Annotated in this window: 26 protein-coding genes; 17 read left to right on the top strand and 9 right to left on the bottom strand. The window is 76.8% G+C overall.

Annotated elements, in window-relative coordinates; genetic code table 11:
• Window positions 1-62: 62 nt before the first annotated feature.
• Together ACI797_RS07410 and ACI797_RS07405 are read right to left on the bottom strand one after the other, a co-directional pair.
• Window positions 63-1,274 carry an epoxide hydrolase family protein gene (locus ACI797_RS07410; protein ID WP_456857958.1) on the bottom strand — a complete coding sequence of 404 codons (1,212 nt, stop codon included), beginning with the start codon at window positions 1,272-1,274 and terminating at the stop codon, window positions 63-65.
• The gene (locus ACI797_RS07405; protein WP_456857957.1) at window positions 1,271-1,528 is read right to left on the bottom strand and encodes a putative signal transducing protein; all 258 of its coding nucleotides are present in this window, start codon (window positions 1,526-1,528) and stop codon (window positions 1,271-1,273) included. Before ACI797_RS07405 ends, ACI797_RS07410 begins: the two co-directional genes overlap by 4 nt.
• A gap of 211 nt (window positions 1,529-1,739) precedes the next feature.
• Between ACI797_RS07405 and ACI797_RS07400 the strand changes: the two genes are divergently transcribed.
• Window positions 1,740-2,984 carry an epoxide hydrolase family protein gene (locus tag ACI797_RS07400; RefSeq protein ID WP_456857956.1) on the top strand — a complete coding sequence of 415 codons (1,245 nt, stop codon included), beginning with the start codon at window positions 1,740-1,742 and terminating at the stop codon, window positions 2,982-2,984.
• A 54-nt stretch (window positions 2,985-3,038) separates the two neighbouring features.
• Here ACI797_RS07400 and ACI797_RS07395 read toward each other — a convergent pair whose 3' ends face one another.
• Window positions 3,039-3,227: a hypothetical protein gene (locus ACI797_RS07395; RefSeq protein WP_456857955.1), complete on the bottom strand. Its 189-nt coding sequence runs from the start codon at window positions 3,225-3,227 to the stop codon at window positions 3,039-3,041.
• Between the two features lie 32 nt (window positions 3,228-3,259).
• On the bottom strand, window positions 3,260-3,700 hold the full coding sequence (locus tag ACI797_RS07390; RefSeq protein ID WP_456858025.1) for a VOC family protein: 441 nt from the start codon (window positions 3,698-3,700) through the stop codon (window positions 3,260-3,262).
• 247 nt (window positions 3,701-3,947) lie between these two features.
• On the opposite strand from ACI797_RS07390, the gene ACI797_RS07385 reads away from it, so the two are divergent.
• Complete coding sequence (locus ACI797_RS07385) at window positions 3,948-4,529, top strand: redoxin domain-containing protein (RefSeq protein WP_456857954.1); 582 nt, start codon at window positions 3,948-3,950, stop codon at window positions 4,527-4,529.
• Between the two features lie 21 nt (window positions 4,530-4,550).
• Here ACI797_RS07385 and ACI797_RS07380 read toward each other — a convergent pair whose 3' ends face one another.
• Window positions 4,551-7,313 carry an ATP-binding protein gene (locus tag ACI797_RS07380; protein ID WP_456857953.1) on the bottom strand — a complete coding sequence of 921 codons (2,763 nt, stop codon included), beginning with the start codon at window positions 7,311-7,313 and terminating at the stop codon, window positions 4,551-4,553.
• A gap of 296 nt (window positions 7,314-7,609) precedes the next feature.
• Between ACI797_RS07380 and ACI797_RS07375 the strand changes: the two genes are divergently transcribed.
• From ACI797_RS07375 to ACI797_RS07360, 4 genes are read left to right on the top strand one after another with little or no spacing between them, the layout of a single operon-like run.
• Window positions 7,610-8,080: a DUF5709 domain-containing protein gene (locus ACI797_RS07375; RefSeq protein WP_456857952.1), complete on the top strand. Its 471-nt coding sequence runs from the start codon at window positions 7,610-7,612 to the stop codon at window positions 8,078-8,080.
• Window positions 8,081-8,099: 19 nt separating this feature from the next.
• Window positions 8,100-8,705: a molybdopterin-dependent oxidoreductase gene (locus ACI797_RS07370; protein WP_456857951.1), complete on the top strand. Its 606-nt coding sequence runs from the start codon at window positions 8,100-8,102 to the stop codon at window positions 8,703-8,705.
• Entirely contained in the window at window positions 8,675-9,430 is a 756-nt protein-coding gene (locus ACI797_RS07365) for an FAD-binding oxidoreductase (protein ID WP_456857950.1), read from the top strand. Before ACI797_RS07370 ends, ACI797_RS07365 begins: the two co-directional genes overlap by 31 nt.
• Window positions 9,430-9,729, top strand: a complete 300-nt coding sequence (locus ACI797_RS07360) for a DUF6510 family protein (protein WP_456542422.1) — start codon at window positions 9,430-9,432, stop codon at window positions 9,727-9,729. The genes ACI797_RS07365 and ACI797_RS07360 overlap by 1 nt, the downstream gene beginning before the upstream one ends.
• On the opposite strand, the gene ACI797_RS07355 is transcribed toward ACI797_RS07360, so the two are convergent.
• Window positions 9,698-12,523 carry an AAA family ATPase gene (locus ACI797_RS07355; protein WP_456857949.1) on the bottom strand — a complete coding sequence of 942 codons (2,826 nt, stop codon included), beginning with the start codon at window positions 12,521-12,523 and terminating at the stop codon, window positions 9,698-9,700. The two genes, ACI797_RS07360 and ACI797_RS07355, sit on opposite strands and share 32 nt — an antisense overlap.
• Before the next feature lie 181 nt (window positions 12,524-12,704).
• On the opposite strand from ACI797_RS07355, the gene ACI797_RS07350 reads away from it, so the two are divergent.
• The 7 genes from ACI797_RS07350 to ACI797_RS07320 all read left to right on the top strand — a co-directional run bounded on the left by ACI797_RS07350 (window position 12,705) and on the right by ACI797_RS07320 (window position 17,861).
• Window positions 12,705-13,649 carry an alpha/beta fold hydrolase gene (locus ACI797_RS07350; protein ID WP_456857948.1) on the top strand — a complete coding sequence of 315 codons (945 nt, stop codon included), beginning with the start codon at window positions 12,705-12,707 and terminating at the stop codon, window positions 13,647-13,649.
• An 84-nt stretch (window positions 13,650-13,733) separates the two neighbouring features.
• Window positions 13,734-14,477, top strand: coding sequence for an alpha/beta fold hydrolase (locus ACI797_RS07345; RefSeq protein WP_456857947.1), 744 nt, complete (start codon window positions 13,734-13,736; stop codon window positions 14,475-14,477).
• Between the two features lie 103 nt (window positions 14,478-14,580).
• Window positions 14,581-15,168 carry a TetR/AcrR family transcriptional regulator gene (locus ACI797_RS07340; RefSeq protein WP_456857946.1) on the top strand — a complete coding sequence of 196 codons (588 nt, stop codon included), beginning with the start codon at window positions 14,581-14,583 and terminating at the stop codon, window positions 15,166-15,168.
• Window positions 15,169-15,235: 67 nt separating this feature from the next.
• Entirely contained in the window at window positions 15,236-15,715 is a 480-nt protein-coding gene (locus tag ACI797_RS07335; RefSeq protein WP_456857945.1) for a DUF2975 domain-containing protein, read from the top strand.
• Entirely contained in the window at window positions 15,715-15,969 is a 255-nt protein-coding gene (locus ACI797_RS07330) for a helix-turn-helix domain-containing protein (protein ID WP_456857944.1), read from the top strand. Before ACI797_RS07335 ends, ACI797_RS07330 begins: the two co-directional genes overlap by 1 nt.
• Complete coding sequence (locus ACI797_RS07325; RefSeq protein ID WP_456857943.1) at window positions 15,966-17,204, top strand: FAD-dependent oxidoreductase; 1,239 nt, start codon at window positions 15,966-15,968, stop codon at window positions 17,202-17,204. The genes ACI797_RS07330 and ACI797_RS07325 overlap by 4 nt, the downstream gene beginning before the upstream one ends.
• Before the next feature lie 480 nt (window positions 17,205-17,684).
• The gene (locus tag ACI797_RS07320) at window positions 17,685-17,861 is read left to right on the top strand and encodes a hypothetical protein (RefSeq protein WP_456857942.1); all 177 of its coding nucleotides are present in this window, start codon (window positions 17,685-17,687) and stop codon (window positions 17,859-17,861) included.
• 464 nt (window positions 17,862-18,325) lie between these two features.
• On the opposite strand, the gene ACI797_RS07315 is transcribed toward ACI797_RS07320, so the two are convergent.
• Window positions 18,326-19,645 (bottom strand): hypothetical protein, encoded by a 1,320-nt coding sequence (locus ACI797_RS07315; protein WP_456857941.1) that lies wholly within the window; start codon window positions 19,643-19,645, stop codon window positions 18,326-18,328.
• A gap of 152 nt (window positions 19,646-19,797) precedes the next feature.
• On the opposite strand from ACI797_RS07315, the gene ACI797_RS07310 reads away from it, so the two are divergent.
• Window positions 19,798-20,334, top strand: a complete 537-nt coding sequence (locus ACI797_RS07310; RefSeq protein WP_456857940.1) for an amphi-Trp domain-containing protein — start codon at window positions 19,798-19,800, stop codon at window positions 20,332-20,334.
• Window positions 20,335-20,349: 15 nt separating this feature from the next.
• Here ACI797_RS07310 and ACI797_RS07305 read toward each other — a convergent pair whose 3' ends face one another.
• Together ACI797_RS07305 and ACI797_RS07300 are read right to left on the bottom strand one after the other, a co-directional pair.
• Entirely contained in the window at window positions 20,350-20,772 is a 423-nt protein-coding gene (locus tag ACI797_RS07305; protein WP_456857939.1) for a hypothetical protein, read from the bottom strand.
• A complete protein-coding gene (locus ACI797_RS07300) occupies window positions 20,744-21,532 on the bottom strand; it encodes a hypothetical protein (RefSeq protein WP_456857938.1) in 789 nt (262 codons plus the stop codon). The genes ACI797_RS07305 and ACI797_RS07300 overlap by 29 nt, the downstream gene beginning before the upstream one ends.
• A 27-nt stretch (window positions 21,533-21,559) precedes the next feature.
• On the opposite strand from ACI797_RS07300, the gene ACI797_RS07295 reads away from it, so the two are divergent.
• The 3 genes from ACI797_RS07295 (at window position 21,560) to ACI797_RS07285 (ending at window position 24,122) form a co-directional block, all read left to right on the top strand.
• Window positions 21,560-22,183 carry a DedA family protein gene (locus ACI797_RS07295; RefSeq protein WP_456857937.1) on the top strand — a complete coding sequence of 208 codons (624 nt, stop codon included), beginning with the start codon at window positions 21,560-21,562 and terminating at the stop codon, window positions 22,181-22,183.
• Between the two features lie 92 nt (window positions 22,184-22,275).
• A complete protein-coding gene (locus tag ACI797_RS07290; RefSeq protein ID WP_456857936.1) occupies window positions 22,276-23,442 on the top strand; it encodes a sensor histidine kinase in 1,167 nt (388 codons plus the stop codon).
• Window positions 23,439-24,122 (top strand): response regulator, encoded by a 684-nt coding sequence (locus ACI797_RS07285; RefSeq protein WP_456857935.1) that lies wholly within the window; start codon window positions 23,439-23,441, stop codon window positions 24,120-24,122. Before ACI797_RS07290 ends, ACI797_RS07285 begins: the two co-directional genes overlap by 4 nt.
• Window positions 24,123-24,779 lie beyond the last annotated feature (657 nt).

Genomic DNA, 24,779 nt, shown 5'->3' with positions numbered 1-24,779 from the left:
GGGATCCCCGGGGCCGCCGGTCGGCGCCGGCTCGGCGTACCGAGCGTCAGCGCACCGAGGCGTCAGCGCACCGAGCGGAAGGCCGCCCGGAGCTGCTCGGCGAAGAGCTGCGGCTGCTCCCAGGCGGCGAAGTGACCGCCCCGGTCGAGCCGGTCGTAGTGGATGAGGTTCGGGTACGCCTGCTCGGTCCAGCTGCGCGGGGCCTCGTACTGCTCGCCCGGGAACACGCTGACGGCGACCGGGATCGAGACGCCCTTGGCGTTGAAGAAGCCACCCCGGTACTCCCAGTAGAGACGCGAGGCCGACACCCCGGTGCCCGTGAGCCAGTAGAGCGTGATGTTGTCGAGGACCTCGTCGCGGATCAGCTCCCCGGTGTCGCTCGACGTCCGGTCCAGGGCGGCCATGACCGCGGCGGCCGGCTGGCCGTCGGCGTCGTTGTGGTCGAGCAGCCAGGCGGCGAGGCCGACAGGGGAGTCGGCGATCCCGTACAGGGTCTGCGGGCGGGCCGCCATGTACTTGGCGTACTCGACCTGGGCGTAGGTCCGGACCAGCTGGTCGCAGGCGCGCCGTTCCTCCTCGGACAGCCCGGCGGGCAGCGGGCCGCCCGCCTGGAGGGCGGCGTCGACGTCGGCCGGCACGGTGGCGGGCATGTTGGTGTGGATCGCCAGCAGCCCCTCGGGCGCCTGCAGCCCCATCTGGTCGACGACGAACGCCCCCCAGTCGCCGCCCTGGGCCACGTAGCGGTCGTAGCCGAGCCGCCGCATCAGCTCCGCCCAGGCCCGGCCCATCCGCTCGGGGCCCCACCCGGTGGTGGTCGGCTTGCCCGAGAAGCCGTACCCGGGCATCGACGGGACGACGACGTGGAAGGCGTCGGCCGCCTCGCCGCCGTGGGCGGTCGGATCGGTCAGCCGGTCGACGATCTTCAGCTGCTCGACGACCGAGCCGGGCCAGCCGTGGTTGACCACCAGCGGCAGCGCGTCCTCGTGCGGCGAGCGGGCGTGGACGAAGTGGATGTCCAGCCCGTCGATCTCCGTGACGAACTGCGGCAGGGCGTTGAGGGCCGCCTCGCACCGGCGCCAGTCGTAGCCGGTCCGCCAGTGCTCCGCGAGCGCCTGCATGACGGCCAGCGGCACGCCCTGGGACGTGTCGTCGACGGTCTCCTTCTCGGGCCAGTTGGTGGCCGCGATCCGCCGGCGGAGGTCGACCAGGGCCTCCTCCGGGACGTCGACGTGGAAGGGGCGGATCCCGACCGCCGTCTCCAGGGTGCCGGTCATGTGCGCCTCCGTTCTGCGAGCGGGCTGGCGTGCCCCGGGGCCGGGGCCGCGTCGTCGAGGAGGCGGCGGGCTGCGTCCGCGTCGGCGGCGGGGACCAGGACGCGCACCCCGTCGAGCTGCAGCTGCGGCTCCTGGCCGCCGGCGTCGTCGGTGACCGCGCCGGCTCTCAGCCCGTGGGCCCGGAGCAGCCCGACGATCAGCTCCGCCTCGATGCGGCTGCCCACGACCGCCACGGTCACCGGCGCGCCGTCCACGGGCCCACCTCCTCCGTCCGCTCCGCCGTCCCTCCTCGGCAGCGTCGCGTGCCCGGGCGGTCCCTCGCGCCCGTGGAACCTCCGGGTGCGCTCCCCGGGGCCCGGGGTCGGTCCGGCGGACCCGGCGGCGAACCCGTGCCTCCGACGGGGGCGAGGGCCGTGGAGGACAGGCCACCTTCGCCACCGCGACGTCCTCAGGGAGGAGACCACCATGACCTCGACACCGACCAGGCCGGACCTCGGCACCGCGCGGGGGACCTCCGCTCCCTCGGTCCGCCCCTTCCGGGCGGAGGTGCCCCAGGCTGACCTGGACGACCTCCGCAGGCGCCTCGCGGCGACGCGGTGGCCGGACGCGGAGACCGTCCCCGACCGGTCGCAGGGGGCGCAGCTCGCCGACATGCAGGAGCTGGTCCGGTACTGGGCCACGGAGTACGACTGGCGCAGGGGCGAGGCGCAGCTGAACGCGTGGCCGCAGTTCACGACGACCGTCGACGGGGTCGACGTCCACTTCTTCCACGTCCGCTCCCGGCACCAGGACGCCCTCCCGCTGGTCATCGCCCACGGCTGGCCCGGCTCGGTGTTCGAGCAGATCAAGGTCATCGGTCCCCTCACCGATCCCACGGCCTTCGGTGGCCGGGCGGAGGACGCCTTCGACGTCGTCGTCCCGTCCCTGCCCGGCTACGGGTTCTCGTCACGACCGACCGAGACCGGCTGGGACGTCGAGCGCATCGGGCGGGTCTGCGCCGTGCTCATGACGCGGCTGGGGTACTCCCGCTACGTCGCCCAGGGCGGCGACTGGGGCGCGGGCGTCGTCGAGGCCATGGCGCGGCAGGAGCCCGAGGGGCTGGTCGGCATCCACACCAACCTCCCGGCGGTGTTCCCGCCCGACGCGGCCGCGGCCATCGCCAGCGGCGGGCCGGCCCCGGCCGGCCTCTCCGAGGAGGAGCAGGCCGCGTTCGACGACGTGCGGACGTTCCTCGCCACCGGGGGCTGGGGGTACTACCAGATGATGACCGCACGACCGCAGGCGGTCGGCTACGGGCTGACCGACTCCCCGGCCGGGCTGGCGGGGTGGATGCTCGTGCACGGCGGGTTCGGCAGGTGGAGCTACGGCAGGGATCCGGACCAGACGCCGACGGTCGACGAGGTGCTGGACAACTTCTCGCTGCACTGGCTGACCGGCACCGTGGCCTCCGGGGCGAGGCTCTACTGGGAGAACCGCGCGCAGAGCCTGATCAGCGCGGCCGGGCAGCGGACCGACACCATCAGGATCCCCGTGGCCATCACGGTGTGCCCGGACGACGACCTCTTCCGGGCCCCGGAGTCGTGGGCCCGTCGTGCCTTCCCCAGCCTGGTCTACTTCCACCGGGCCGAGCGCGGCGGCCACTTCCCGGCGTGGGAGGAGCCGCAGGTCTTCGCCGAGGAGATGCGCGCGGCCTTCCGATCCCTGCGCTGAGCCCTGCGGTGGGGGTGGCGGGCCGACCGTCCGCCACCCCCGCCCACCCGGTGCTCAGCGCAGCACGGTCGCCATGTGCGCGGTGGCGTCGGCGACGGCCTGCTCCTCGCTGCGACCCTGCTCGCGCGCGACGATGTAGGCGGCGTACCAGTCCGACCAGTGGTGCGGCGGTGCGACGGCCTCGTACGCCCCGTGGTGCTCTTCGGCCTCCCGCAGGAGCCGGGCCAGGTGCTGAACGTCCATCGGTGCCCCTCCGTCGTCGTCGGGCCCGCCGCTCAACGGCCGGGGAGCCGGCCGGTCAGCTCCTGGAGCACCCAGCCGTTGCCGTCGGGGTCGGGAAAGGTCGCGTACGACGCGTAGCTGCGGCGTCCCGGGTCGGGTCCCGGTGCCCGCCGGGCGGGGTCCCAGGGGAACCCGAGGCCCCCCTCGGCGTCGTGGAAGACCCCGCTGACCTCCGCGCCGTTCCGGGTCAGCTCCGCCCGGGCCGCCTCGATGTCGGGAACGGCCAGGTACAGGCCCTGCGCCGAGCCGGGCGCCGTCCCCGGGAAGCCCGTGCCGAAGTGGATGGAGCACGGTGAGCCGGGAGGGGTCACCTGGACGACGCGGACGTCGTCGCCGCGGACGACGTCGACGTCCTCGCGCCACCCCAGCCCCTTGTAGAACTGCTTGGCCCGGTCGACGTCGGACACGGGCAGGACGACGACCTCGAGCTTCATGTCCACGGCTGCACTCCTGGTCTCGGGGAGCGGCACCTGCAGGTCCGGCGGGACGAGGCTGGCGGCCCGCCCACCCCGATCGACCCAGGGGGAGTCCCTGGTCCGATGCCTGGTCGCGCGGCGGGCCGCAGGGACGCGGGACGCCCGGGACGGCCAGGGGCAGTCCCTGGTGCGAGGCCGGCGCCGGCGGACGACGGTGGCCGGCGTCGGCACGACCGACCCGTCCCGCGGACGAGAGGTGGTCCCCGTGCGTCCCGACATCACCCCGGGCGGCGTCTTCCCCGACTACGCCCTGCCCGACCACACCGGTGCGGTCCGCACCCTCGGCGAGCTGCAGGGGCGGGACCCGATGATCCTGGTCCTGGCGCGCGGTCACTTCTGCCCCGAGGAGCGCCAGCACCACCTGGAACTGGCGGCGTTCCACTCCCGGATCGCCGTGGCGTGCACGCAGATCGTCACCGTCGCGACCGACGACCGGCGCACGCTGGAGGAGTTCCGCGCGTCGGTGGGCGCGTCGTGGACCTTCCTCTCCGACCCGGGGCGGATCGTGCAGAAGGACCTCGACATCCGGGAGTACACCGACCCCGCGAACGACCCGATGATCCCCCACACGCTGGTCCTCAGACCGGGGCTGGTCGTGCACTCGGTCTACGACGGCCACTGGTTCTGGGGCCGCCCCTCGGTCCAGGACCTGTGGCACGACCTGCGTGCGGCCACGGCCCAGACCCGCCCGGACTGGGACCTGAGCCGACCCGGTCTCCGGGAGGCGTGGGCGGCCGGCGAGCGGTCGCTGTTCCGGGGGCCGCGCGAGGTCCTGGCCGGTACGTGACGGGTCCAGCCGTCGGCGAGGTCAGGTGGCCGCGCGGTCGGCCTCGGGGAGCGAGCGTCGCAGCTCCCGGCGGGTGCTCACGCCGAGCTTGGTGAAGATCTTGCGCAGGTGCCACTCCACCGTCCGCGCGCTGATGTACAGCTCGATCCCGATCTCGGGGTTCGTCAGCCCCTGCGCGGCCAGCCGGGCGATGTGGGCCTCCTGGGCGGTGAGCTGCGCGGTCGTCTCCACGGTGCGCTTGCGCACCGTCTCGCCGGTGGCCAGCAGCTCGTGGCGCGCCCGCTCGGCGAACGCGGCCAGGCCCATCGCGGCGAGGTCCTCGTGGGCGGTCCGCAGCTGCGCCCGGGCCTCGGCTCGACGGCCCTGCCGGCGCAACCACTCGCCGTAGAGCAGCCGGGCGCGGGCCGGCTCCACCCGCACGGTCGTGCGTTCGAGGCGCTCGATGCCCTCGCGGTGGAGCTCCTCGGCGGCGGCTCCCGGGGTGAGCAGGGCCCGCCGGCTCACCTCGACGCCGAGCGCCCAGTCGGTGCCGCTGGCCCGGGTCAGCGCCGACAGCTGCTCGAGCGCGGCCGTCGCCGCGGTGAGGTCACCGGCGCGGGCGCCCGCCTCGACCAGCTCGGCGAGCGCCCACCGGGGCGGGCCCAGCTCCAGGGGGTCCGCGGTCGCGTCCCGGGCCGCCCGCAGCGCGTCGCCGTAGCGGCCCAGACCGTTGCACAGCAGGGCGCGCGCCCACTGCACCATGTTGATCCCCACCCCCTCGCCGCGGGCGGTCACGTCGTCGAGGCAGGACTGCAGCAGCGGTTCGGCGCGATCGGCGTCGCCCCGCGCGGCGAGCAGCCCGATCTCGCCGTACGGGACCAGCCGGCTCCTCGTCACCTCGGTCCCCGACCGGGCCTGTTCGACCAGGGACGTCGCCGTCTCGAGGTCACCGGTGAACAGGTGGACGACGGTCCGCGTGTTCAGCGCCAGCGGGAGCGCGCTGAGAGCGCCGGACTCCCGCGCGACGGCGAGGTGGCGGCGGGTGAGGGCGTCCCAGGCGGTGTCGTCCCACAGCGAGGCCGCCGTGGCCGCCGCCAGCCAGGCGAACCGCAGCCCCTCGTCCATCGTCAGGTCCTCGGTGACGAACGCGCGCACCGCCCGCTGCAGCACCGGCGCCGCCGGTCCGAACCCGTCGGTGAACATCACCGCGAGCCCCTCGAGGAGCTCGTCGTCCTTGCGGGGGGCGGCCGGGGGGCGCGCGGAGCGCACCGCCTCGGCCACCTGCCGGGCGCCGGGGCCGGCCGCCAGCCGCCCGGCGAACAGGGCGGCGGACAGCGCGTCGAGGTAGGTGTCCCGGGCCAGCTGGGCGTCGAGCGGTTCCAGACGACGGGCGGCGGCGAGCAGCAGGGGCAGCGCTTCGTTGCCCCGGTTCGCCGCGAACGACAACTGGGCCCGCAGCAGCTGCGCACGGGCGCGTCCGTCCTCGCCGAGCGGCCCCACCTCGGCCGTCGCCAGGAGGGCCGAGGCGTCGTCGAACGCGCCGGCGGTGACCTTGGCGCGGGCGGCGTCGAGCGCGCGCCGTGCCCGCCGGGCCGGCTCGGGGGTGAGCGCCACCGCCTCGTCGAGGAAGGCGGCGGCCGCCGCCAGCCAGCCGTGCCCCAGCGCCCGGTCGGCCGACCGCTCCAGCTCCGCGGCCACGGTTTCGTCCGGTCCCACCGCGGCGTGCGCGCGGTGCCAGGCCCGGCGGTCGGGGTCCACCTCGGGGTCGGTGACGTCGGCCAGCGCACGGTGGACCTCCCGGCGCTCGGCCCGCGATGCCGAGCGGTAGACCGCCGACCGGACGAGCGGGTGGCGGAACCGGACCCGGTCGCGCAGCTCGACGAGCCCCGCCGCCTCGGCCGCCGCCGCCGCGTCGGCGCCGATGCCGAGGCGCCCGGCCGCGCGCCACAGCAGCGCGACGTCGCCGACCGGCTCGGCGGCCGCGGTGAGCAGGAGCGTGCGCGCCGGACGGGGCAGGGGCTGCACCTGGACCATGAAGCCGCGTTCGAGGCGGTGCACCAGCGAGCCGCCGCCGGTGTCGCCACCGAGGTCCAGCTCCGCGGGCGAGAGCCCGCGGGGCAGCTCGAGCAGCGCCAGCGGGTTGCCGTGGCACTCGGCCAGGATGCGGTCGCGCACCCGTGGGTCGAGCGTGCCGGTCACCGCCGAGTCCAGCAGCGCCGCGGCGTCGCTGCTGCCCAGGCCGCGCACCACGAGCTCGGGCAGCCCGGCCAGTCGGGGGTCGTCGTCGGTCCCCCGGACGGCGAACACCACGGCCACGGGTTCCGCGTGCAGCCGCCGGGCGACGAACTCCAGGGTCTGTGCCGACGCCTGGTCCAGCCACTGGGCGTCGTCGACGACGCAGACCAGCGGTCGTTCCTCGGCCACCTCGGAGAGCAGGGTGAGCACCGCCAGCCCGACGAGGAAGCGGTCCGGGGGCGCACCCGGCTGCAGTCCGAACGCCGTGCACAGCGCCGCTCGCTGCGGAACGGGCAGCGCCTCCAGCCGGTGCAGGTACGGGCTGCACAGCTGGTGGAGGCCGGCGAAGGCCAGTTCCATCTCCGACTCGACGCCGGAAGCGCGCGCGACGCGGCACCCGGCGGCGCGTTCCAGCAGGAAGTCGAGCAGGGCGGTCTTGCCGATCCCGGCCTCGCCCCGGAGCACGAGGACCTGGCTGCGCCCCGCCTTCGCCGCGGCCACCAGGCCGCTGAGCAGGTCGCACTCGGTGCGCCGCCCCAGCAGCCGGGGCCGCGTGCCGGGAGCGGACATGTCCTCCACCGCCTCAGGTCGTCGGGGGAAGTGCTCGGCGGTCCTGGTCGAGCGCTGCAGGGGCCGGCAACGCGGCGTCCCCATCCGACCCCGGGAGCCGGCCGGGCGACAGGGCCCGACGGCAATGGTGCGTCGAGGGGGAGGACGCTAGGGGACGCCGGGCCGCCGCCGCCAGGCCTCCCGGGGCGCCGGGGATGGGTCATCCGACTCGTCTCCGCCGTCGGGGCCCGGACCAGGGCGGTGCCAGGGAGTTCCCCTGGTGCGAGGCGGCGGGCCCGGTCGTGAGGTTCGTCGGCATGACGATCCCGGGCTCGGGTGGAGCCGATCCCGAACAGGCCTCCGGCCTGCTGCAGCCGACGGAGACCCTGGACGCGGTCGCGGGCGTGGCCGACGTCCTCGACACCGGCTGGTCGCCGCCGGAGCGCCCGTGGGCGGCGCTGGACTGGGGGACGACCTGGCGGGAGGAGACCGCCGGGGAGGGCCTCGCCGGCCGGCTGGCCCGCGAGCTGCCCGACCTGCGGGACGGCGATCCCGCCGGCGACGGCCTCGGCGACACGGCCGACACCGACGGCGAGCTCCTCGACGACGAGGTGGGCAGTTCACGGACCGGTCGGCTGTGCTGGGCCTGGGCGCTCGCGGGCGCGGCCGAGGGGCAGCTCCACGGCCGCGACGTGGGCATCGACGGCGCGGGGGCGAGCGCGGAGGAGGCCGCCGTCCACCTGGTCCTCGACCCGGAACCGGACGACCCCCGCTGGGGACCCCGCTGACGACCCGAGAGGAGCCCGCATGCCCGTCCTGTCCCGTGGTTTCGGCCGGGGGAGGACCCGGTCGGACGACGACCGCCTCCCCCCTGGTCAGTACGACGTCGGCACCGCGTTCCCCGTGCTGTCGGCCGGGCCCACCCCGCGCACGCACCTGTCGCGGTGGGACCTGAGCGTCGACGACGAGTCCGGCACCGTGCGCCGCTGGAACTGGGAGGAGTTCCGGGCACTGCCCCGGGAGGCGCTCACCGTCGACATCCACTGCGTGACGAAGTGGTCGAAGTTCGACACCCGCTGGGAGGGCGTCGCCGTCGACACCCTGCTGCGCGACCTGCCCACGACGGCCACCCACGTGCTCGCGGAGAGCGACAACGGCTACACCACGAACCTGCCGCTGGAGGACCTCACCGGCGGCCGGGCCTGGGTCGTCGACACCTTCGACGGCCAGCCGCTGGCCCCCGACCACGGCGGTCCGGCCCGGCTGCTCGTGCCGCACCTCTACTTCTGGAAGAGCGCCAAGTGGGTGCGGCGGCTGACCCTGCGCCACCACGACGGCCCCGGTTTCTGGGAGACCTTCGGCTACCACCTCTACGGCGACCCATGGCGCGAGCAGCGGTACAGCGGCGACTGACCTGGCTGGAGGCCAGGGTCCTGGAGAACCGGGCGGAATCGGCCCGGGTGCACCGGCTGGTGTTCGACGTGCCCGGCTGGTCCGGCCACCTGCCGGGGCAGCACGTCGACGTCCGGCTCACCGCCGAGGACGGCTACTCCGCCCAGCGCAGCTACTCCATCGCCTCGCCGCCCGACGTCGACGAGCTGCACCTGCTGGTCGAGCGGCTGCCGGAGGGAGAGGTCTCCGGGTACCTGACGGCGGAGCTGCGGCCCGACGACGTGATCGAGCTGCGCGGGCCCATCGGGGGCTACTTCGTGTGGTCGGCCGCCGCCGACCGGGCCGACCCCGGCGAGGGGCGGCGTCCGGTGCAGCTGGTCGCCGGCGGCACCGGCATCTCCCCGTTCACGGCGATGCTCGACCACCGCCGCCGGCAGGGGAGCTCCACGGCGATGCAGCTGCTCCTGTCCGCCCGCACCGCCGCCGACGTCCTGGCCCGCGAGGTGCTCGGACCGGAGACGACGGTGACCCTGACGCGGGAGTCGCCTCCCGGCTGGACGGGGGAGACCGGGCGGATCGACGCCGCGATGCTGCGCCGCCGCGCCCTGGCGCCGGCCGACCGCCCGCGGGTCTTCGTCTGCGGGCCGACGACGTTCGCCGAGGCCGTGGCCACGACGCTGGTCGACCTCGGGCACGAACCCCGCTCGATCCGGATCGAACGCTTCGGAAACGCTGGAGACGCGTGATGACCGACATGGCTGCCGACACCACCAGCGCCCGCCGTCTCGACGGCAACGCCGCCGGCGGCGCGCTGGCCGAGCTCTTCGCGGTCGACATGACCACCGCCCGGTCCCGCTGCGCCGGCTGCGGGACGACGTCGGTGCTCGGCTCGCACCTCCTCTACGCCGACGCCCCCGGCATGGTGCTGCGCTGCCCCGGCTGCTCCGGGGTCGTGATGCGGTTCGCGTCCCGGGACGGGCAGCTGCTGGTGGACCTGCGCGGTGCCGAGCTGCTCACCGTCCCGGCGCCGGTGTCGTCGGCCTGACCGGCTCGGTCGGAGGCCGCGGTGCACCGGCGAGTGCGTCGCGGAGGGCCGCGCGGGTCGAGACCCCGAGCTTGGGGAACACCCGGTAGAGGTGCCCGGAGACCGTCCGCGGGGACAGGTAGAGACGGCTGCCGATCTCCTTGTTCGACAGGCCGGAGGCGGCGAGCGAGGCGATCTCGTGCTCCTGGGGCGTCAGCGTCGCGGGACCGCCCCGCTCGTGCGGCGGCCGCGGCGCCGCCCGGCCGCCGGCGCGGAGCTCGTGCGCGGCGTGACCGGCCCAGGGCCGGGCGCCGAGCCGCTGGAAGACCTCCAGGGCCGACGCCAGTTCCCGCCGGGCGGCCGAGGTCGCGCGGGTGCGGCGGAGGTGCTCGCCGTAGGCCAGCTGCACCCGGGCGCGCTCGAAGGGGTACCGCTCCGCTCCCGGGACGGCGAGGGCCTCCCGGTAGCGGGCGGCGGCGTCGTCGCCCGTGGCGACCAGCGCGGCGGCGCCGGCCGCCAGCAGGGCGAGCCGGGGCCGCAGCCGGAAGATCTCCGCGCGCTGCATCGCGGCGGCGTGCGCCGCGGCCTCGGCGTGCCGGCCGGTGCGGACCGCGGCCTCGACCAGGTCCTTGGCCACCCACATGGCGGCCGGGACGTGCGGCGCCAGCCGCCCCGGCGGGCTGATGGCCGTGGTGTGGCGGTAGGCCTCCTCGTGGTCGCCCCGGCCGAGCGCGGCGAGGGCGCGCGCCCGGTGCGCGAAGTGCTCGATCATCACCGCACCGCGCGGCGCGGCCCAGCTGAGCAGGTCGTCGGTCGACGACCGGGTGGCCGCCTCCTCGCCACGGGCCGCGGCGAGCATGGCCTGGCAGTAGACCCCCGGCATGGAGATGAGCCGGTAGCCGAGCCGCTCGCCCCACTCGATCCCCTCCTGGGCCGCCCGGGCGGCCTCCTCCCAGCGTCCGGCGCGGAAGTCGTCGTGGCACAGCATCATCAGCGCCTGGACGGCGGAGGTGGCCGCCCCGCCGGCGCGCCCGTCGTGGACGACGCGCCAGAGCGCCGGACGGCAGGCGTGCAGCCGGTCGACGTAGAAGGCGGCGATGGCCACGCGGACGATGCGGGTCGGGTCCACCTCGCCGTCCAGCGTGGCGATGAGCCGGTCCAGGGCCTCGAGCTCCACCGCGGACACCCGTCCCGCCGGGTCGGCGTAGACGCTGTCCGAGACGGTCAGCAGGGGAGGGACGGCGGGCAGCCGGCGCATCGCCGCCTCGAGGGGACGCCACGCCTCTTCCCGGGCGCTGAAGTGGCAGACCAGCATCAGCCCGTGCAGGGCCTCCTCCACGGCCGGCCCGGCCTGTCCCTGCCGGAGGGCGTCCTCGATCGCCCGCACGAGCACCAGGTGCGCGGTGTCGACGTCCCCCTCGCCGTTGAGCAGGTGGTAGGCGGCGGCCACGGTGACCGGGAGCGATCCGGCCGTGCCGGGATCGGCGCGACGGGCCTGCGCCAGCAGCTCGGGGACGCTCCGGAGCTGTCCGGCGGCGTCGGCGCCGATGTAGGCGGCCGCCGCGAGCCTCCGGGCCCGGTCGACGCCGTTCGGGCTCAGCTCCGCGGCCCGGAGCAGGGAGTGGACGGCCTGGACGGGGTCCCCCTTGTGCAGGGCCCGGTCCGCCGCCACCTCCAGCTCCGCCGCCGCGGTCTCGTCGCGGCCGGTGACGGCGTGGGCCAGGTGCCAGGCGCGCCGCTCCGGGTCGTCGGCCAGCACGTCGGCCAGGACGGCGTGCGCCCTCCGGAGCTCGGCGCTCGTGGCGAGGTCGACGACCGCGGCGCCGATCAGCGGGTGACGGAAGGCCAGCCGGCCGGTGCGCACGTCGACGGTGAGCAGCCGCTCCTGCTCGGCGGGCGCGAGGGCGTCCAGCCAGCTGTCGTCGGGCACCCCCGCGCGCAGCGGCCGCAGATCTCCCGTGCCGTCGAGCGACGCGAGGAGGAGCACCCGACGGGTGGCGGCGGGAAGTGCGCGCAGGCGGGCGGAGAAGAGCGAGTGCAGCTGGTCGCTGAACGGCAGCACCGCCGGGAGGGGCACGACGCCCCGGCGCTGGTCCTCGGTCATCGACCGCGGGAGCTCCAGGAGGGCCAGCGGGTTGCCCCGTGCCACGTCGACGACCCGCCGGCGCACGGCGGCCACCAGGGCCGGGAACCGGAGGCCGAGCAACCGGTCGGCCGCCTGCTCGTCGAGCGGCGCCACCGGCAGCTGGGGCAGCCCGGCGTGCACGAGGAAGCTGTCGGTCCCGTCCCGCACCGCGGCGAGCACCCCGGTGCGGCTGCCGTCGACCCGCCGGGCGACGAAGCCCAGGACCCGGGCGCTCGCGCTGTCGAGCCACTGCGCGTCGTCGACCACGACGAGCACCGGTGTGCCGCCGGCGGTGTGCCGGAGCAGGGCGAGCGCCGCGGCGGCCACCGACAGGCGCCCGTCGGCCGCCTCGCGCTCCAGCCCCAGTGCGCTCGCCAGCGCCTCCTCGTGCGCCCGCGGCAGGTCGGCCAGCCGGTCCTGGAGCGGGAGCAGGAGCTGGTGGAGACCGGCGAAGCTCACCTCGGCCTCGAACTGCACACCCGCGGCGCGCAGGACGCGCACGCCGCCGGCGGCGGCCAGCCGGCACGCGGCGTCGAGCAGCGCGCTCTTGCCCACCCCCGGCCCGCCCGTCGCGAGGAGCGCGGCCCCCTGGTGGCGCGCCCGCCCGACGAAGTCCTCGAGGACCGCCAGCTCGTCCGCCCGGCCGACGAGGTCCGGTCGGCCGGGCCCCGGCGACAGGCTTCGATCCACGCGACGTCCCCCTCGGCTGGGCGTGCTCCGCTGACCGGACCGTCGGTGGTGAGAGTGTCTCTCGCCGACGGGGACGGCGACCAGTCCTCGGACGTCATCGAGTCGGGTCGGCCGACTCACGCCGCGGGTGCGCTCCGGCGCGGACACTCCGCCCCTGGCCGACACGGAGGGGTGAGCAGCGGTGTCCGATCCCACCGGAGGGGGCAGCCGTCCCCTGCCGCCGGAGTTCGCCGACCTGCGGCTGACGCACGAGACGGTGGGGGAGGTGACGCTGCGCGTGCGGACCGGGGGTTCCGGCCCGCCGCTGCTCCTGCTGCACGGCTATCCCGAGACCCATCTCGCCTGGGCACTGGTGGCCGGTGCGCTGGCCCGGGAGTTCACCGTCGTGGCCCCCGACCTGCGCGGGTACGGGGGTAGCTCGCGACCGGCTCCCGTCCGCGGCCACGAGAGCTACGGCAAGCGCGCCATGGCCGGGGACTGCGTCGGCCTCATGCGCCTGCTGGGCTTCGACCGCTTCGACGTCGTGGGGCACGACCGCGGCGGGCGGGTGGCCTACCGGATGGCCCTCGACGCGCCCGGGGTGGTCCGGCGGATGACGGTGCTGGACATCATCCCGACCGGGGAGGTGTGGGACCGCGCCGACGACCGCTTCGCCCTCGGGTACTGGCACTGGGGGTTCCTCGCCCAGCCGCACCCGGTCCCGGAGCGGCTCATCGGGCGCGACCCGGAGTTCTTCTTCTTCGACGCCGAGTTCGGCGGGGCGATCCGGCGGTTCCCGGCCGAGGCGGTGGCGGACTACGCCCGCTGGGCGCGCGAGCCGGCCGTGATCCGGGCCATGTGCGAGGACTACCGCGCCGGTGCGACGTGCGACCGGGTGCGGGACGACCTCGACCACGCCGCGGGGCGGCGGATCACCTGCCCCACCCAGGTGCTGTGGGCCGGCCGCGGCCCGCTCGCGACCTGGTACGACACGCTGGCCGTCTGGCGCGACTGGGCCGACGACGTGACCGGCCACGCGCTCGACTGCGGCCACTTCCTGGCCGAGGAGCGCCCGCTCGAGGTGCTGGTCGCGGTCCGCGACTTCCACGGACGGCAGGACGGCGGCGGGCAGCGGACGGTCAGTTGACCGATGCCCGGGCCGCGGTCGTGCGGGCAGCCTGCTCGGCACGCGGCCCCCGGCCGGGGCCGGGAGACCGAGCAGGAGGACCCCATGACCCAGGCACCGTCCGCCGGCGGCTCGCGCCCCACCGTCGCCCTCGTCCACGGCGCGTTCGCCGACAGCGCCGGCTGGAACGACGTCGTCGCCCAGCTGCTGGACGACGGCATCCCGGTGACGTCGGTGTCGAACCCGCTGCGCGGCATCTCCCACGACGCGGCGTACGTCGCGAGCGCCCTGTCCCAGGTGCCCGGCCCCGTGCTCGCGGTCGGCCACTCCTACGGTGGCGCGGTCATCACCAACGCCGCGCTGCCCGCCGGCAACGTCGTCGGCCTGGTCTACGTGGCCGCCTTCGCGCCCGACGAGGGCGAAGCGCTGCAGGACATCGAGGCCGGCTCCAAGGACAGCGTCCTGACCTCCGCGCTCCTGCAGTGGCGGTACCCGACGGGTGGGGACGGCGGCACCGGGATCGAGTTCTCCATCGACCCCGAGAAGTTCCACGACGCCTTCGCGGCGGACGTCTCCGAGCGGCAGGCGCGCATCATGGCGGCGACCCAGCGGCCGATCTCCGCCCTCGGGTTCAGCGAGCCGACCGGGACGCCGGCGTGGCGGAGCCTGCCCTCCTGGGCGGTGGTGGCGACGGGGGACAGGGCCGCCGGCAGCGACGTGGTGCGCCGGATGGCGGAGCGCGCAGGGGCGACGACCACGGAGGCCGACGGCTCGCACGTGATCATGGTCTCCCAGCCCAAGGTGGTCGCCGACGTGATCCGGCAGGCGGTGACCGCGGTGTCGGCGTAGGAGCCCGGGCCGCCGCGACCGCCCCCGTCGCGGCGGCCCGCCCGCGTGCCCGGGCGGCGGTGGCACGCTGTCGCCCGACCGGCTTCCCGGGCGGGGAGGGGCGATGACCGCGACGACGGCGAGGGCCCGGGCGCGCGAGCGGCGGCGGGCCCGCATCGAGCAGACGGCGCTCGAGCTCTTCCGCAGCCGGGGCTTCGACCGGGTCACCGTGGAGGAGGTGTGCGCCGCGGCCGCCGTCGGGCCGGCCACGTTCTACCGCCACTTCGGCTCCAAGGAGGGTGTCGTCCTCGCCTACCGGGAGGAGTTCGCCGAGGCGCTGCTGGACGCGGTCGACGCGGTGGGCGCCCTCCCGGAGCCGGCCCGGTTGCCGGCCGTGCTCGTGCGGTTCGCGGAATTCCTCGAGTCGCAGGACTCGTCGCTGGCCCTGCGGGACCAGATCGTGGTCGGCCACCCCGGGCTCATGCGCTCGACGCTGGCCGTCCAGCGCGACATGGAGGGCCTGCTCGCCGCGGGGCTGGCCCGCCTGCGGGGGCTCGCCGCGCCGGACACCGGGGCACTGCTCGAGGCCGGGGTGGGGATCCTCGTCCTCCGGACCGCCGTCCGGTGCTGGCGGACCGGCGGTGGGTCCCTGATCGGCGCGACGACCCGCTCGCTCGAGGAGCTCCGGGGTCTCCTCTGCCGGCCGTCCTGACGTCCACGACGACGACTCGGCGCCTCGATCGATTGACTTTCGATAGGTGTCCATCGAGACTCGATGGATGGGTACGACGCGCCGGGTGGTCGGCATGCTCCGGGTCCTGCTCGCGCTGGCGTTCGCCGCCCTGGGGGCGGCGCAGGTCGTCGTCCTGCCGTCGCTGTGGGGTGAGCTCGCCGCGGACTCGCCGGAGCTGGCGGACGTGCGCTGGCCGTCGCTCGGCGTCGCGGTGCTGGGACTGCTCTGCGTCCAGGTGGTGATCGTCTGCACCTGGCGGCTGCTCGCCCTGGTCGAGGCCGACCGCATCTTCTCCGAGGCCTCCGTGGCGTGGGTGGACGCGATCGTGTGGGCCATCGTCGCCGAGTGCGCCCTGCTGGCCGGGGCGCTGCTGTACTGCGTCGCCGTCTGGGGTGTCGCCGGGCCGTCGACCGCCCTGCTGCTCACTCTGGTCGCCGCGGCGGTGCTCGGCCTGCTCGTCGTGGTGCTGCGGGCACTGCTGCTGCAGGCGACGACGCTGCGGACCGACATGGAGGCGGTCATCTGATGCCGATCGTCGTGCGCATCGACGTGGAGCTGGCCCGGCGCAAGATGAGCGTCGGCGAGTTCGCCGAGCGGGTCGGCCTCACGCCGGCGAACGTGGCGGTGCTGAAGAACGGCCGGGCCAAGGCGGTCCGCTTCAGCACCCTCGAGGCGATGTGCCGGGTGCTGCAGTGCCAGCCGGGCGACCTGCTCGAGTGGGTCGACGACGAGGGCGCCGTGCCGACCGCCGAGCCGGTCGCGCACGAGGGCCGCCGGTGACCGCCGAGGTCGACGTGCTCGTCGTCGGCGCCGGGCTGGCCGGCCTGCGCACCGCGGAGCAGCTGGCCCGGCGCGGGCACGAGGTGCTGCTGGTGGACCGGCGCACCGGCCTGACCGGCGCCATCCGGACCACCGGCATCTTCGTCCGCAAGACCCTCGACGACTTCGCCCTGCCCCCGGAGTGCCTCGGCCCGCCCATCCGGCGGGTCGTGCTGCACCCGCCCGGGCTGCGCCGGCCGGTCGCGCTGGAGTCCGGTCGCGACGAGTTCCGGGTCGGCGACATGGGCGCGCTGTACGAGGCGGCGGCCCGCGACGCGGCCCCCGCCGGCGTGCGGATCGCCCTGGGCACCCGCTACGCGGGCCGGCGCGACGGGACGTACCTCCTGGCCGGGGCCGGTCCGGACCGGGTGCGGGCCCGCTTCGTCGTCGGTGCCGACGGCGCCCGCTCGGCGGTCGCCCGCGACCTCGGCCTGGACCGCAACCGGCACCTGCTGGTGGGCGCGGAGGAGGTCTTCCCGGTCCCGCCCGGCGAGCGGCCGCCGACGTTCCACTGCGTGCTCGACCCCACGCTCGCGCCGGGCTACCTGGCGTGGGTGGTGGACGACGGCGAGCACGCCCACGTCGGGGTGGCCGGCTACGCCGACCGCTTCCCCGACGGGCTGCGCCGGACGCTCGACCGGTTCGCCGCCTCGGCGCCGGGACTGGCCGGCATCGCGCGGCCGGACGACGTGGAGCGGCGCGGCGGCCCCATCCCGGTGGGCGGCCTGCTGCGCCGGATCGGCTGCGCCGAGGGGCTGCTCGTGGGGGACGCCGCCGGGGCGGTGTCGCCGCTGACCGCCGGCGGGCTCGACCCGTGCCTGCGGCTGTCCGACCACGCCGTCGACGTGCTCGACGACGCGCTGCGGACCGGGCGGCCGGACCGGCTGGCCGCCTACGACGGCGCCGCGCTGCGGGCGAGCTTCCGCGGGCGGCTCGCGCTGCGCCGGGGGCTGGCCCAGGTGCGCACGCCGGCCGTGGCCGCCGCGGCCTTCGCGCTGCTGCGCACGCCGCCGGGGCGGGCGGCGGCCCGCCTGATCCTGTTCGGCGACCGGTCGTTCCCCGACGTGGTCCCCGCTCAGCCGGCGTCGAACCAGGTGATCCGCTCGGGTGCGGCCGTGAACGGGTTGGCCCACTCCGACGCCGCACCGGTGATCGGCGCGGCGTCGGTGACCACGACGAACGGGCTGCCGGGGTAGATCGCCAGCACCCGAGAGGGCGACGACAGGTGCTCGGTGCGCTCGACGAGCTCGCCGCGGCGCAGCTGCGACGTCGTCCGCCGTCCGCGGAGCTCCTCGCCGACCCGCGCCTCCCACTCGGCCCCCTCGGCGGTGAAGGCGATCGCGTGCACCCGCCGGCCGACCGGGGCCGGCTCGCAGCCGGCGAACTCGGCGAGCGCGTCGTAGAGCCGCTCGGCCTGCTCGTCGTCGCTCGCCCGCGGGAGGAAGAAGGCCGCCATGCCGTGATCCTCGCCGCCGGCACCGACAGGACGCCGGTCCTGGGGCGGGTGGGGCTGCAGGGGCAGGAGGGGCGGCAGGGGTGCCGAGGGCACCCCTGCCCGGCCGCCCGGCGATGACAGGGGTGAGGGGCCGCGCCGCCGTCCTGCCCTCGTCTTCCCCCGTGGGCGAGGGAACCGGCGGCGCGGTCCCTCCCTCGGACCACTGGTGGAGGGACCCGCGGTGACCGGAGCGACCGCCGACGACGAGGTGACGACGGCCCTCGAGATCGACGTCCAGCAGATCTACGACCGGGCCCTGCTGCGGCTCGAGGTCCTCGCCGAGCGCTGGCGCCGGGCCCTGGCGGACCTCGCCGCGCCGCCGGCGGCGGAACCGCGGGGCCGCGACGCGGCGGCCTGACGACGCCGCGCCGGGAGCCCTTGCCCGCAGGCCCCGGGCGCGGGATCGTTCGGGTGCCGCCGGGACGCTCCGGAGCCGGAACGCCTCCGGCCGCTCCGAGAGGTGGAGCGCCATGCTCTGGGCGATCGTCGACGTCCTCGCGTTCTTCCTGGTCATCGCCGGGGTCGTGGTCCTGGCGAGACGGGACACGGCACGCTGGGAGCGCGGGGGACGGGTGGTCCCCGGTCGGGCCGGACCGCCGGGCGGGCCGGACCGGCGGCTGCGGGGCGCCGAGCGGCTGCGGGCGCGGCTGCGCGGGACGGCCGCCGGCGCCGGACGCGCGGCGAGGCGGGTCCGCTCCCTGCCCGGCGCCGGACGCGCGGCGAGGCGGGTCCGCTCCCTGCCCGGCGCCGCGCGGGTGCGGCTGACCGCCGTCCGCGACCGGCCCCGCCGGCGCCGTCTCGTGCGGCGCGGGCGCGAGCGGGTCAGCCGGTGGCTGCGGCGTCCCCGAGGGCCCAGAACAGCCGGTGGTCCACCCACGAGCGCAGGTAGCTGACGCCGGAGGTGCCGCCGCTGCCGCCGGCGTCGCCGAGCATGCGAGCGGCCACGCCGAGGTGGGTGCCCTTCCACCGGCGGTGCGCGGCCTCCAGCGCGGCCATGCTCGCCGTCACCCCTGCGAGGTCGGCGGGCGACCGGTCGCGGGCCGCCAGCCAGGCGCCGGCCAGCGAGGAGGTGTCCCGCGCCAGCTCGGCGGCGACCGCCGGGACGCTCTCGAACGCGGGGCAGCCCAGCCGGTGGGCCGGCGGGGTGCCGCAGCGCGCCTCGAACCGCTTGTACTGCTCGGACTGGATCGCGCTGGCGCCGTCGGTGAACTCGCGGAAGGTGTGGAACGCCTCGTACCGCAGCGTGGCGACCATCCGGAACAGCGACTGCCCGCGCTCGACCAGCGCGGTGGCCCGGTCCACCAGCGCGGCGGCGTCGGCCGGCCGGTCGTCGTCCAGGGCCGCCGCCGCGGCCGCGACCCGCCGGGCGGCGACGCCGTAGACGGTCTCGTGCGCCTGCAGCGCGCGGATGAAGAAGTACTCGTCGTGCACCGTCGACACGGGCAGCACGGTGAGCTCCAGCCAGTCCGCCGCCCAGCACTCCGGGGCCACGGGCAGCCGGGCCAGGATCTCCGGCAGCCCGGCCTCCGGGTCGTGCGCGATGCCGGCCAGCAGCTCGGCCGCCGTCGGCGCACCGAGGTTGGCGGTGAGGAACCGCACGGCCTGGCGCACGCGGGTGCGCAGGGTGCGCTCGTCGGGTCGGTCGAGCGGGCCGACCGCCTTGTCCCGCCGGGACGCGCACAGCTCGTGCCGGACGACGTCGGCGGCCAGCAGCGCCGCCAGCGCCACCGGGTCCAGCGGCTCGCCGGGGCCGTCCACGAGCCGCTCCAGGACCGGCAGGCACAGGTAGGTGCGGTTCCAGTAGCGGTCGTCGTGCTTGGCCAGGGCGCAGTCGAGGAAGGCGTCGAGAGCGGCGTCGCGGCCGCGGTGCCGGGCGCGGACGTCGGCCAGGTCGGCCAGCAGCGAGGGGTCCAGCGCGTGGGTGCCGGTCCAGCGCACCTCCCGGGTCACGGCGCGGGCCAGGGCGAGGCCGTCGAGCTCCTCCTCGCGCACCCCGGGTGTGCGCCAGCGGGCGATCTCCGCGCGCACCTGGGCACCGGCGTCCCGGCGGTCGAGCTCCGCGGGGCAGCGCGCCCCGGCGCCGGCGACCGGCAGCGCGCCGCCGGTGACGTCCACCCCGACGACCGACCCGTCCGCGCGCATCGGGTCCTCCCGGTACGAGGCCCCCGTCGCGTGCGACATCGTCCGCCGCCGGTCCCCGCACGGCAACGCCCCGCGCCGCCCGGTTGTGCGGACCGGCGGGGACGGGTAGACGGGCACGAGCAGCGGTCGTCGTCGGAGGAAGGAGCCGAGCCATGGCGGAACTGAAGGTCGAGCAGGAGCTGGAGCTGGACCGCCAGGAGGTGGCGGCCCTGCTCTCCGAGCTCGCGCGGGGGCTGGGGGGTGCGGGGGAGGTCTCCGTCCGGTTCGGTGCGAGCACGCTGGAGCTGTCGGTGGCGGATCGGGTCCGCTGCGAGCTCGAGGTGGAGGTCGACGGCGACGAGATCGAGCTGGAGCTCGAGCTGAAGTGGTCGAGGTCGAGCGGGTCCGCCGGCGCGCCCGAGGCGCCGGGCGAGGCCGGGGACGACGGCCCCGCCGGGGAGGGGACGCCGTCCGAGGACGAGCCCCCGTCCGAGGAGGAGGGGCCGGCGGAGGAAGGGTCGTCGGAGGCGGAGGCGCCGTCCGAGGACGGCTCCGCCGGCGAGGGCTCCGCCGCGGAGGCGTCCGACGACGAGGACGAGGGAGCCGGGCAGCCCCGGGCGGAGGAGGGCGGCACGACGTCCGGCTCCGGGAGGCGCCGGGCGCCGACGAGCCGCGGCCGGCCGGCGGGCCGCCGGCCGGCGCAGGGCTGATCGCCCCGGCCGGGGTCAGGCGGCGGGGAGCACGAGGAAGCGCCGCAGGTCCAAGTGCCAGTCGACCTGCACCCGCCGGCCGACGGAGCCGGAGGGCCGCACGAGGTCGAAGCGGGTGAGGTCGCCGCCGGCGTCGGCCCACAGCAGCGCGAGGTGGTCCACCCGCGTGCGCGGCGCCGGCGGGCCGGCCACGTCGAGCTGCAGCTGGCGGTCGGGCTCCTGCCGGTAGAAGGCGCGCAGGCCGTCGGTGGCGGCCGCGGGCAGCTCGCCGTCCTCCGACCGCCAGACCCGGACGACATCGGTCGGGGTGCGCAGGATCAGCCCGCTCATCGCCAGGCCGAGGTTGTCGGTGCTGGTGTCGAGGAGCGCCAGCTGCCGGGCGAGCAGCGGATCGGACAGGTCGTCGGCGTCAGCGCCCCACGGCCGCAGCTGCTCCATCGCCTCGCGCCGGACGAGCTGGTGGTCGAGGTGCCGGTCGGCGGCCGGGTTCCAGCCGTGCTCGGCGTGGATCGCCGCGCTCACCGCGACGCCGCGGGACAGCGCCTCGTGGACGGCGAGGAGCAGGGGCCGCAACCGGGCGACGACTGCGCCGGGGGAGTGGTCCACGGCCGTCCAGTCTGCCGGTCCGGCGCGCGGGGAGGCGGCCGCGACGCACCGGTCGGACCGCCCGGCCGCCCAGGGCCCAGCGCAGCGCGGCGAAGTTGGCCAGCCCGACCAGGCCGTTGACCCCGTACACGACGGCCAGCGTCGCCGGCTCGCCCGCGTCGGGCGCCAGCACGGCCCACCCGGCCAGCGCCACGCTGCTGGCCGCCAGACCGACCAGCGCCATGCCGCTGCCCACCCCCTGCCCGCGCGCCGCCGAGGCCCCGCCCGCCGCGAAGGTGACCCGGCGGTGCAGCTCGTTGCCGAGCACGGTGGACGCGCCCGTGGCCACCAGGTTGCGCAGCAGGTCGGGTCCGCCGGTGGCCGCGCCGAGCAGGAGGAAGAGCAGCCCGTAGGCGGCGCTCGACGTCGCGCCCATGGCGACGAAGCGGAGGAACGGGGCGACGAGCACGACGACCAGCGTCGCCGTCCGCGCGCCGGGGCGCGTCGTCCCGGCGCAGGCTCCTCGCCTACTGCAGCCGCGGTACGCCCGCCCGCCCGGTGCCTGCGCGCGGACGACGACGCCGGCCCGCGGGCGCGCCAGGCTCGTCGCCATGACCCCGCAGCGCCCGGGCAGGACCCGGTGAGCATCGTCGACGGGCTGGTCTCGGCCACCGAGCAGGTCGTGGACGCCCTCGGGTACGTCGGCCTCGCCGCGGTCATGCTGGTGGAGAACGTGCTGCCGATCCCGTCGGAGGTCGTCCTGCCGCTGGTCGGCGTGCGGACCGCCGACGGATCGCTGCTGTTCTGGGCGGCGGCGCTGGCCGCCACCGTGGGCTCGGTGCTCGGCTCCTGGGGCCTGTACCTGCTGGGCCGGGCCGGCGGCCGGCCGCTCGTCCTGCGGCTGCCGCGTGTCCTCGGCATCACCGGGCCGCGGCTGGCGCGCGCGGAGGCGTGGTTCGCCCGCCGGGGCGACCTCGTCGTGCTGTTCGGTCGCCTGGTCCCGGGCGTGCGCGTCCTCGTGTCGGTACCGGCGGGCACGCTGCGCATGCCGGTCGGCCGCTTCCTCCTGCTCACCACCCTCGGCGCGGCGGCGTGGAACACCGCCTTCCTGTGGCTCGGGGTGGCCCTGGCCGACCGCTGGGAGTCGGTGGTGGGCGTCCTCGAGACGGCGACCCCCGCCGCGCTGGCCGCGGCCGCCGGCGCCGTCGTCCTCGTCCTCGTCCTCGTGGTCCGCCGGCTGCGCGCCCTGCGGGTCCGGCCCTGATGCCGGCCCGCCGGCCGCTGCCCACCGACGAGGGGCGCCCCTCCGGCGCGCCGGGCGGATCGGCCGCTCCCCATGGGGTAGGCCGGGTCCCCGTGACCCTCGAAGGCGCCGGGCGCTGGGCCGCCGCGCACCCGCGGCTGGTCGACGCGGGCCTGGCCGTGCTCGTCGTCCTGCTCGCCCTCCCGGGGCTGAACGGGCACGGGCCCGACGCCCGGCCGCCCGGGCTGCCGGCGGTGGGGCTGTTCCTCCTGGGCGCGGCCACCCTCGTCGTGCGCCGCGAGCACCCGCTGCCGGTGTGGGCGGCCACCACGACGGCCGGGGTGCTGGCCGTGCTCGTCGGCGGCCTCAGCACGGTCGCCGGGGCGGCGGCCTGCCTGGCCCTCTACAGCGTCGGCCGGCAGCTGTCCCTGCGGACCACCGCGCTGGCGGTCCTCGTCTCCGCCGCGGCGTTCGTCCTGGCGTCGGTGGTCGTCGAGGGCGCCTGGCTCGACGACCGCATGGACGTACCCGGCCTGGAGGCCCTGGCGTGGGGCGGCGGCGCGGCCGCGGTGGGCGTCGCCGTCCGCAGCCAGCGGGCCGCGCTGGAGGCGGCCGAGGCCCGGGCCCGGCAGGCCGAGCTGACCCGCGAGGAGGAGGCCGAGCGCCGGGTGACCGACGAGCGGCTGCGCATCGCCCGCGAGCTGCACGACGTCGTCGCCCACTCCATCTCGGTGATCAACGTGCAGGCCGGGGTGGCCCGGCACCTGATGGGGACGCGACCCGAGCAGGCCTCGGCCGCGCTCGGCCTCGTGCGGGAGGCGAGCCGCACGGTGCTCTCGGAGCTGTCGGCGATCGTCGGCCTGCTGCGCACCCCGGAGGAGGACGCGCCCACCGAGCCCGCCCCGGGCCTGGCGCGGGTCGACGGCCTCGTCGACTCCGCCCGCCGGGCCGGGCTGCAGCTGCGCTGTACGGTCACCGGCGAGCCGGGCGGGCTGCCGCCGATCCACGACCTGACCGCCTACCGGGTCGTCCAGGAGGCGCTCACCAACGCGGCCAAGCACGGCGACGGCACCGCCGAGCTGGCGATCCACCACGGGCCGGAGGGGGTCTCGATCGAGGTGCGCAACCCCGTGGGCGCCGCGGACCGGGCCGCGCCGGGCGGCGGGCACGGCCTGATCGGCATGCGCGAGCGGGTCGAGGCGGTGCGCGGCCGGCTGGTCACCGGGGCGGCCGACGGCGTCTTCACCGTCTCGGCCCTCGTCCCGCGGGCGTCGGCATGACGGTGCGCGTGCTCCTCGCCGACGACCAGGTGCTCATCCGGTCCGGCTTCGCCGCCCTCATCGGCAGCGCCGAGGACCTCGAGGTGGTCGGCGAGGCCGGCGACGGCGCCGCGGCGGTCCGGCAGGCGCGGGCGCTGCGCCCCGACGTCGTCCTCATGGACATCCGCATGCCCGGCACCGACGGGCTGACCGCGACCCGGGAGATCACCGGGTCGCCGGACCTGCCCGGCGTCCGGGTGGTCGTGCTGACCACCTTCGAGGCCGACGAGTACGTGCTGGAGGCGCTGCGGTCAGGGGCGAGCGGGTTCCTCGGCAAGAGCGTGGAGCCCGACGAGCTGCTCGACGCCGTGCGCGTGGTCGCCCGCGGCGACGCGCTGCTGTCCCCGCGGGCCACCCGCAGCCTCATCGCCCGCTTCCTCGCCGAGCCGCACGGTGCCGCCCACGGTCCGGCCGACCCGGCGCTCGACGTGCTCACCGACCGCGAGCGCGAGGTGGTGGCCCTCGTCGCGCACGGGCTGAGCAACGACGACATCGCCGCCCGTCTGTTCCTCTCGCCGCTGACCGTGAAGACGCACGTCAACCGGGCGATGAGCAAGCTGCACGTGCGCGACCGCGCGCAGCTGGTGGTGCTGGCCTACCAGACCGGCCTGGTCCGGGCGGGCGATCCCGAGCCGCGCTGAGGCGCCCGGATCGCCCACCGTCCCCGGCGCGGGGCGGGTGGGGCAGGAGCGGTTCCCGGGGCCGGTGGGGTGCACGGGGCGGCGGCGCGCCCCTGGGGAGGGCGTCGGCGATGACGCAGACGAGGGGCCGCGCCGTCGTGGTCCCCACCCGCCTCCCCCCGTGGGCGGGTGGTCCCGGCGGCGCGGTCACCTCGCCACCCCGCGCGGGTACGCCGAGCCGCTGGTGCGGACGCTGCGGGACCCGCGGCGCGGCGACCGCACGCGCATCGCCGGGTTCGTCGACCGCGAACCGGCCGGCCAGGTCGAGGAGCGCGCCGTGCCGCTTCTCGACCCGGCGGTGACGCGGGTCGGAGGAGCGGGACGTAGCTGCCGGCCACGCTGTGCGGTCGCCCCGCCGGACGGCATCCCCGCGGCGCCGTCCGGCGGGAGCGCACCGGTCCCGACGTGCGACGCTGCTCGCCTCTTCCCCCGGGCACGGAACGGATGGTGGCCGTCATGCCACGCTCGGCCCGCTCTGCACAGCCTGCGCGTCGCTCCGGCGTACGCGGTCGCCAGCCCCCTCCGCGCCGTCGACCGCGACGGCGGCAGGAGGTGCAGCCCGCGCCGGTGACGGTGCGCAGCGTCGGCAAGGACCTCCTCCGCGCGTTCCTCGAGGGG

It is taken from the genome of Geodermatophilus sp. SYSU D00691, from assembly GCF_054050275.1.
The sequence above is the reverse complement of the archived record's forward strand: the minus strand, read 5'-3'. Positions and strand labels throughout refer to the sequence as shown.

What these genes read in the sequence shown, in the direction of transcription:
- ACI797_RS07410 (WP_456857958.1), bottom strand. Translation starts at nt 1,274, where the DNA reads ATGACCGGCACCCTGGAGACGGCGGTCGGGATCCGCCCCTTCCACGTC.
- ACI797_RS07400 (WP_456857956.1), top strand. Translation starts at nt 1,740, where the DNA reads ATGACCTCGACACCGACCAGGCCGGACCTCGGCACCGCGCGGGGGACC.
- ACI797_RS07395 (WP_456857955.1), bottom strand. Translation starts at nt 3,227, where the DNA reads ATGGACGTTCAGCACCTGGCCCGGCTCCTGCGGGAGGCCGAAGAGCAC.
- ACI797_RS07390 (WP_456858025.1), bottom strand. Translation starts at nt 3,700, where the DNA reads ATGAAGCTCGAGGTCGTCGTCCTGCCCGTGTCCGACGTCGACCGGGCC.
- ACI797_RS07380 (WP_456857953.1), bottom strand. Translation starts at nt 7,313, where the DNA reads ATGTCCGCTCCCGGCACGCGGCCCCGGCTGCTGGGGCGGCGCACCGAG.
- ACI797_RS07375 (WP_456857952.1), top strand. Translation starts at nt 7,610, where the DNA reads ATGACGATCCCGGGCTCGGGTGGAGCCGATCCCGAACAGGCCTCCGGC.
- ACI797_RS07370 (WP_456857951.1), top strand. Translation starts at nt 8,100, where the DNA reads ATGCCCGTCCTGTCCCGTGGTTTCGGCCGGGGGAGGACCCGGTCGGAC.
- ACI797_RS07365 (WP_456857950.1), top strand. Translation starts at nt 8,675, where the DNA reads ATGGCGCGAGCAGCGGTACAGCGGCGACTGACCTGGCTGGAGGCCAGG.
- ACI797_RS07360 (WP_456542422.1), top strand. Translation starts at nt 9,430, where the DNA reads ATGACCGACATGGCTGCCGACACCACCAGCGCCCGCCGTCTCGACGGC.
- ACI797_RS07345 (WP_456857947.1), top strand. Translation starts at nt 13,734, where the DNA reads ATGACCCAGGCACCGTCCGCCGGCGGCTCGCGCCCCACCGTCGCCCTC.
- ACI797_RS07340 (WP_456857946.1), top strand. Translation starts at nt 14,581, where the DNA reads ATGACCGCGACGACGGCGAGGGCCCGGGCGCGCGAGCGGCGGCGGGCC.
- ACI797_RS07335 (WP_456857945.1), top strand. Translation starts at nt 15,236, where the DNA reads ATGGGTACGACGCGCCGGGTGGTCGGCATGCTCCGGGTCCTGCTCGCG.
- ACI797_RS07330 (WP_456857944.1), top strand. Translation starts at nt 15,715, where the DNA reads ATGCCGATCGTCGTGCGCATCGACGTGGAGCTGGCCCGGCGCAAGATG.
- ACI797_RS07315 (WP_456857941.1), bottom strand. Translation starts at nt 19,645, where the DNA reads ATGCGCGCGGACGGGTCGGTCGTCGGGGTGGACGTCACCGGCGGCGCG.
- ACI797_RS07310 (WP_456857940.1), top strand. Translation starts at nt 19,798, where the DNA reads ATGGCGGAACTGAAGGTCGAGCAGGAGCTGGAGCTGGACCGCCAGGAG.
- ACI797_RS07305 (WP_456857939.1), bottom strand. Translation starts at nt 20,772, where the DNA reads ATGGAGCAGCTGCGGCCGTGGGGCGCTGACGCCGACGACCTGTCCGAT.
- ACI797_RS07300 (WP_456857938.1), bottom strand. Translation starts at nt 21,532, where the DNA reads ATGGCGACGAGCCTGGCGCGCCCGCGGGCCGGCGTCGTCGTCCGCGCG.
- ACI797_RS07285 (WP_456857935.1), top strand. Translation starts at nt 23,439, where the DNA reads ATGACGGTGCGCGTGCTCCTCGCCGACGACCAGGTGCTCATCCGGTCC.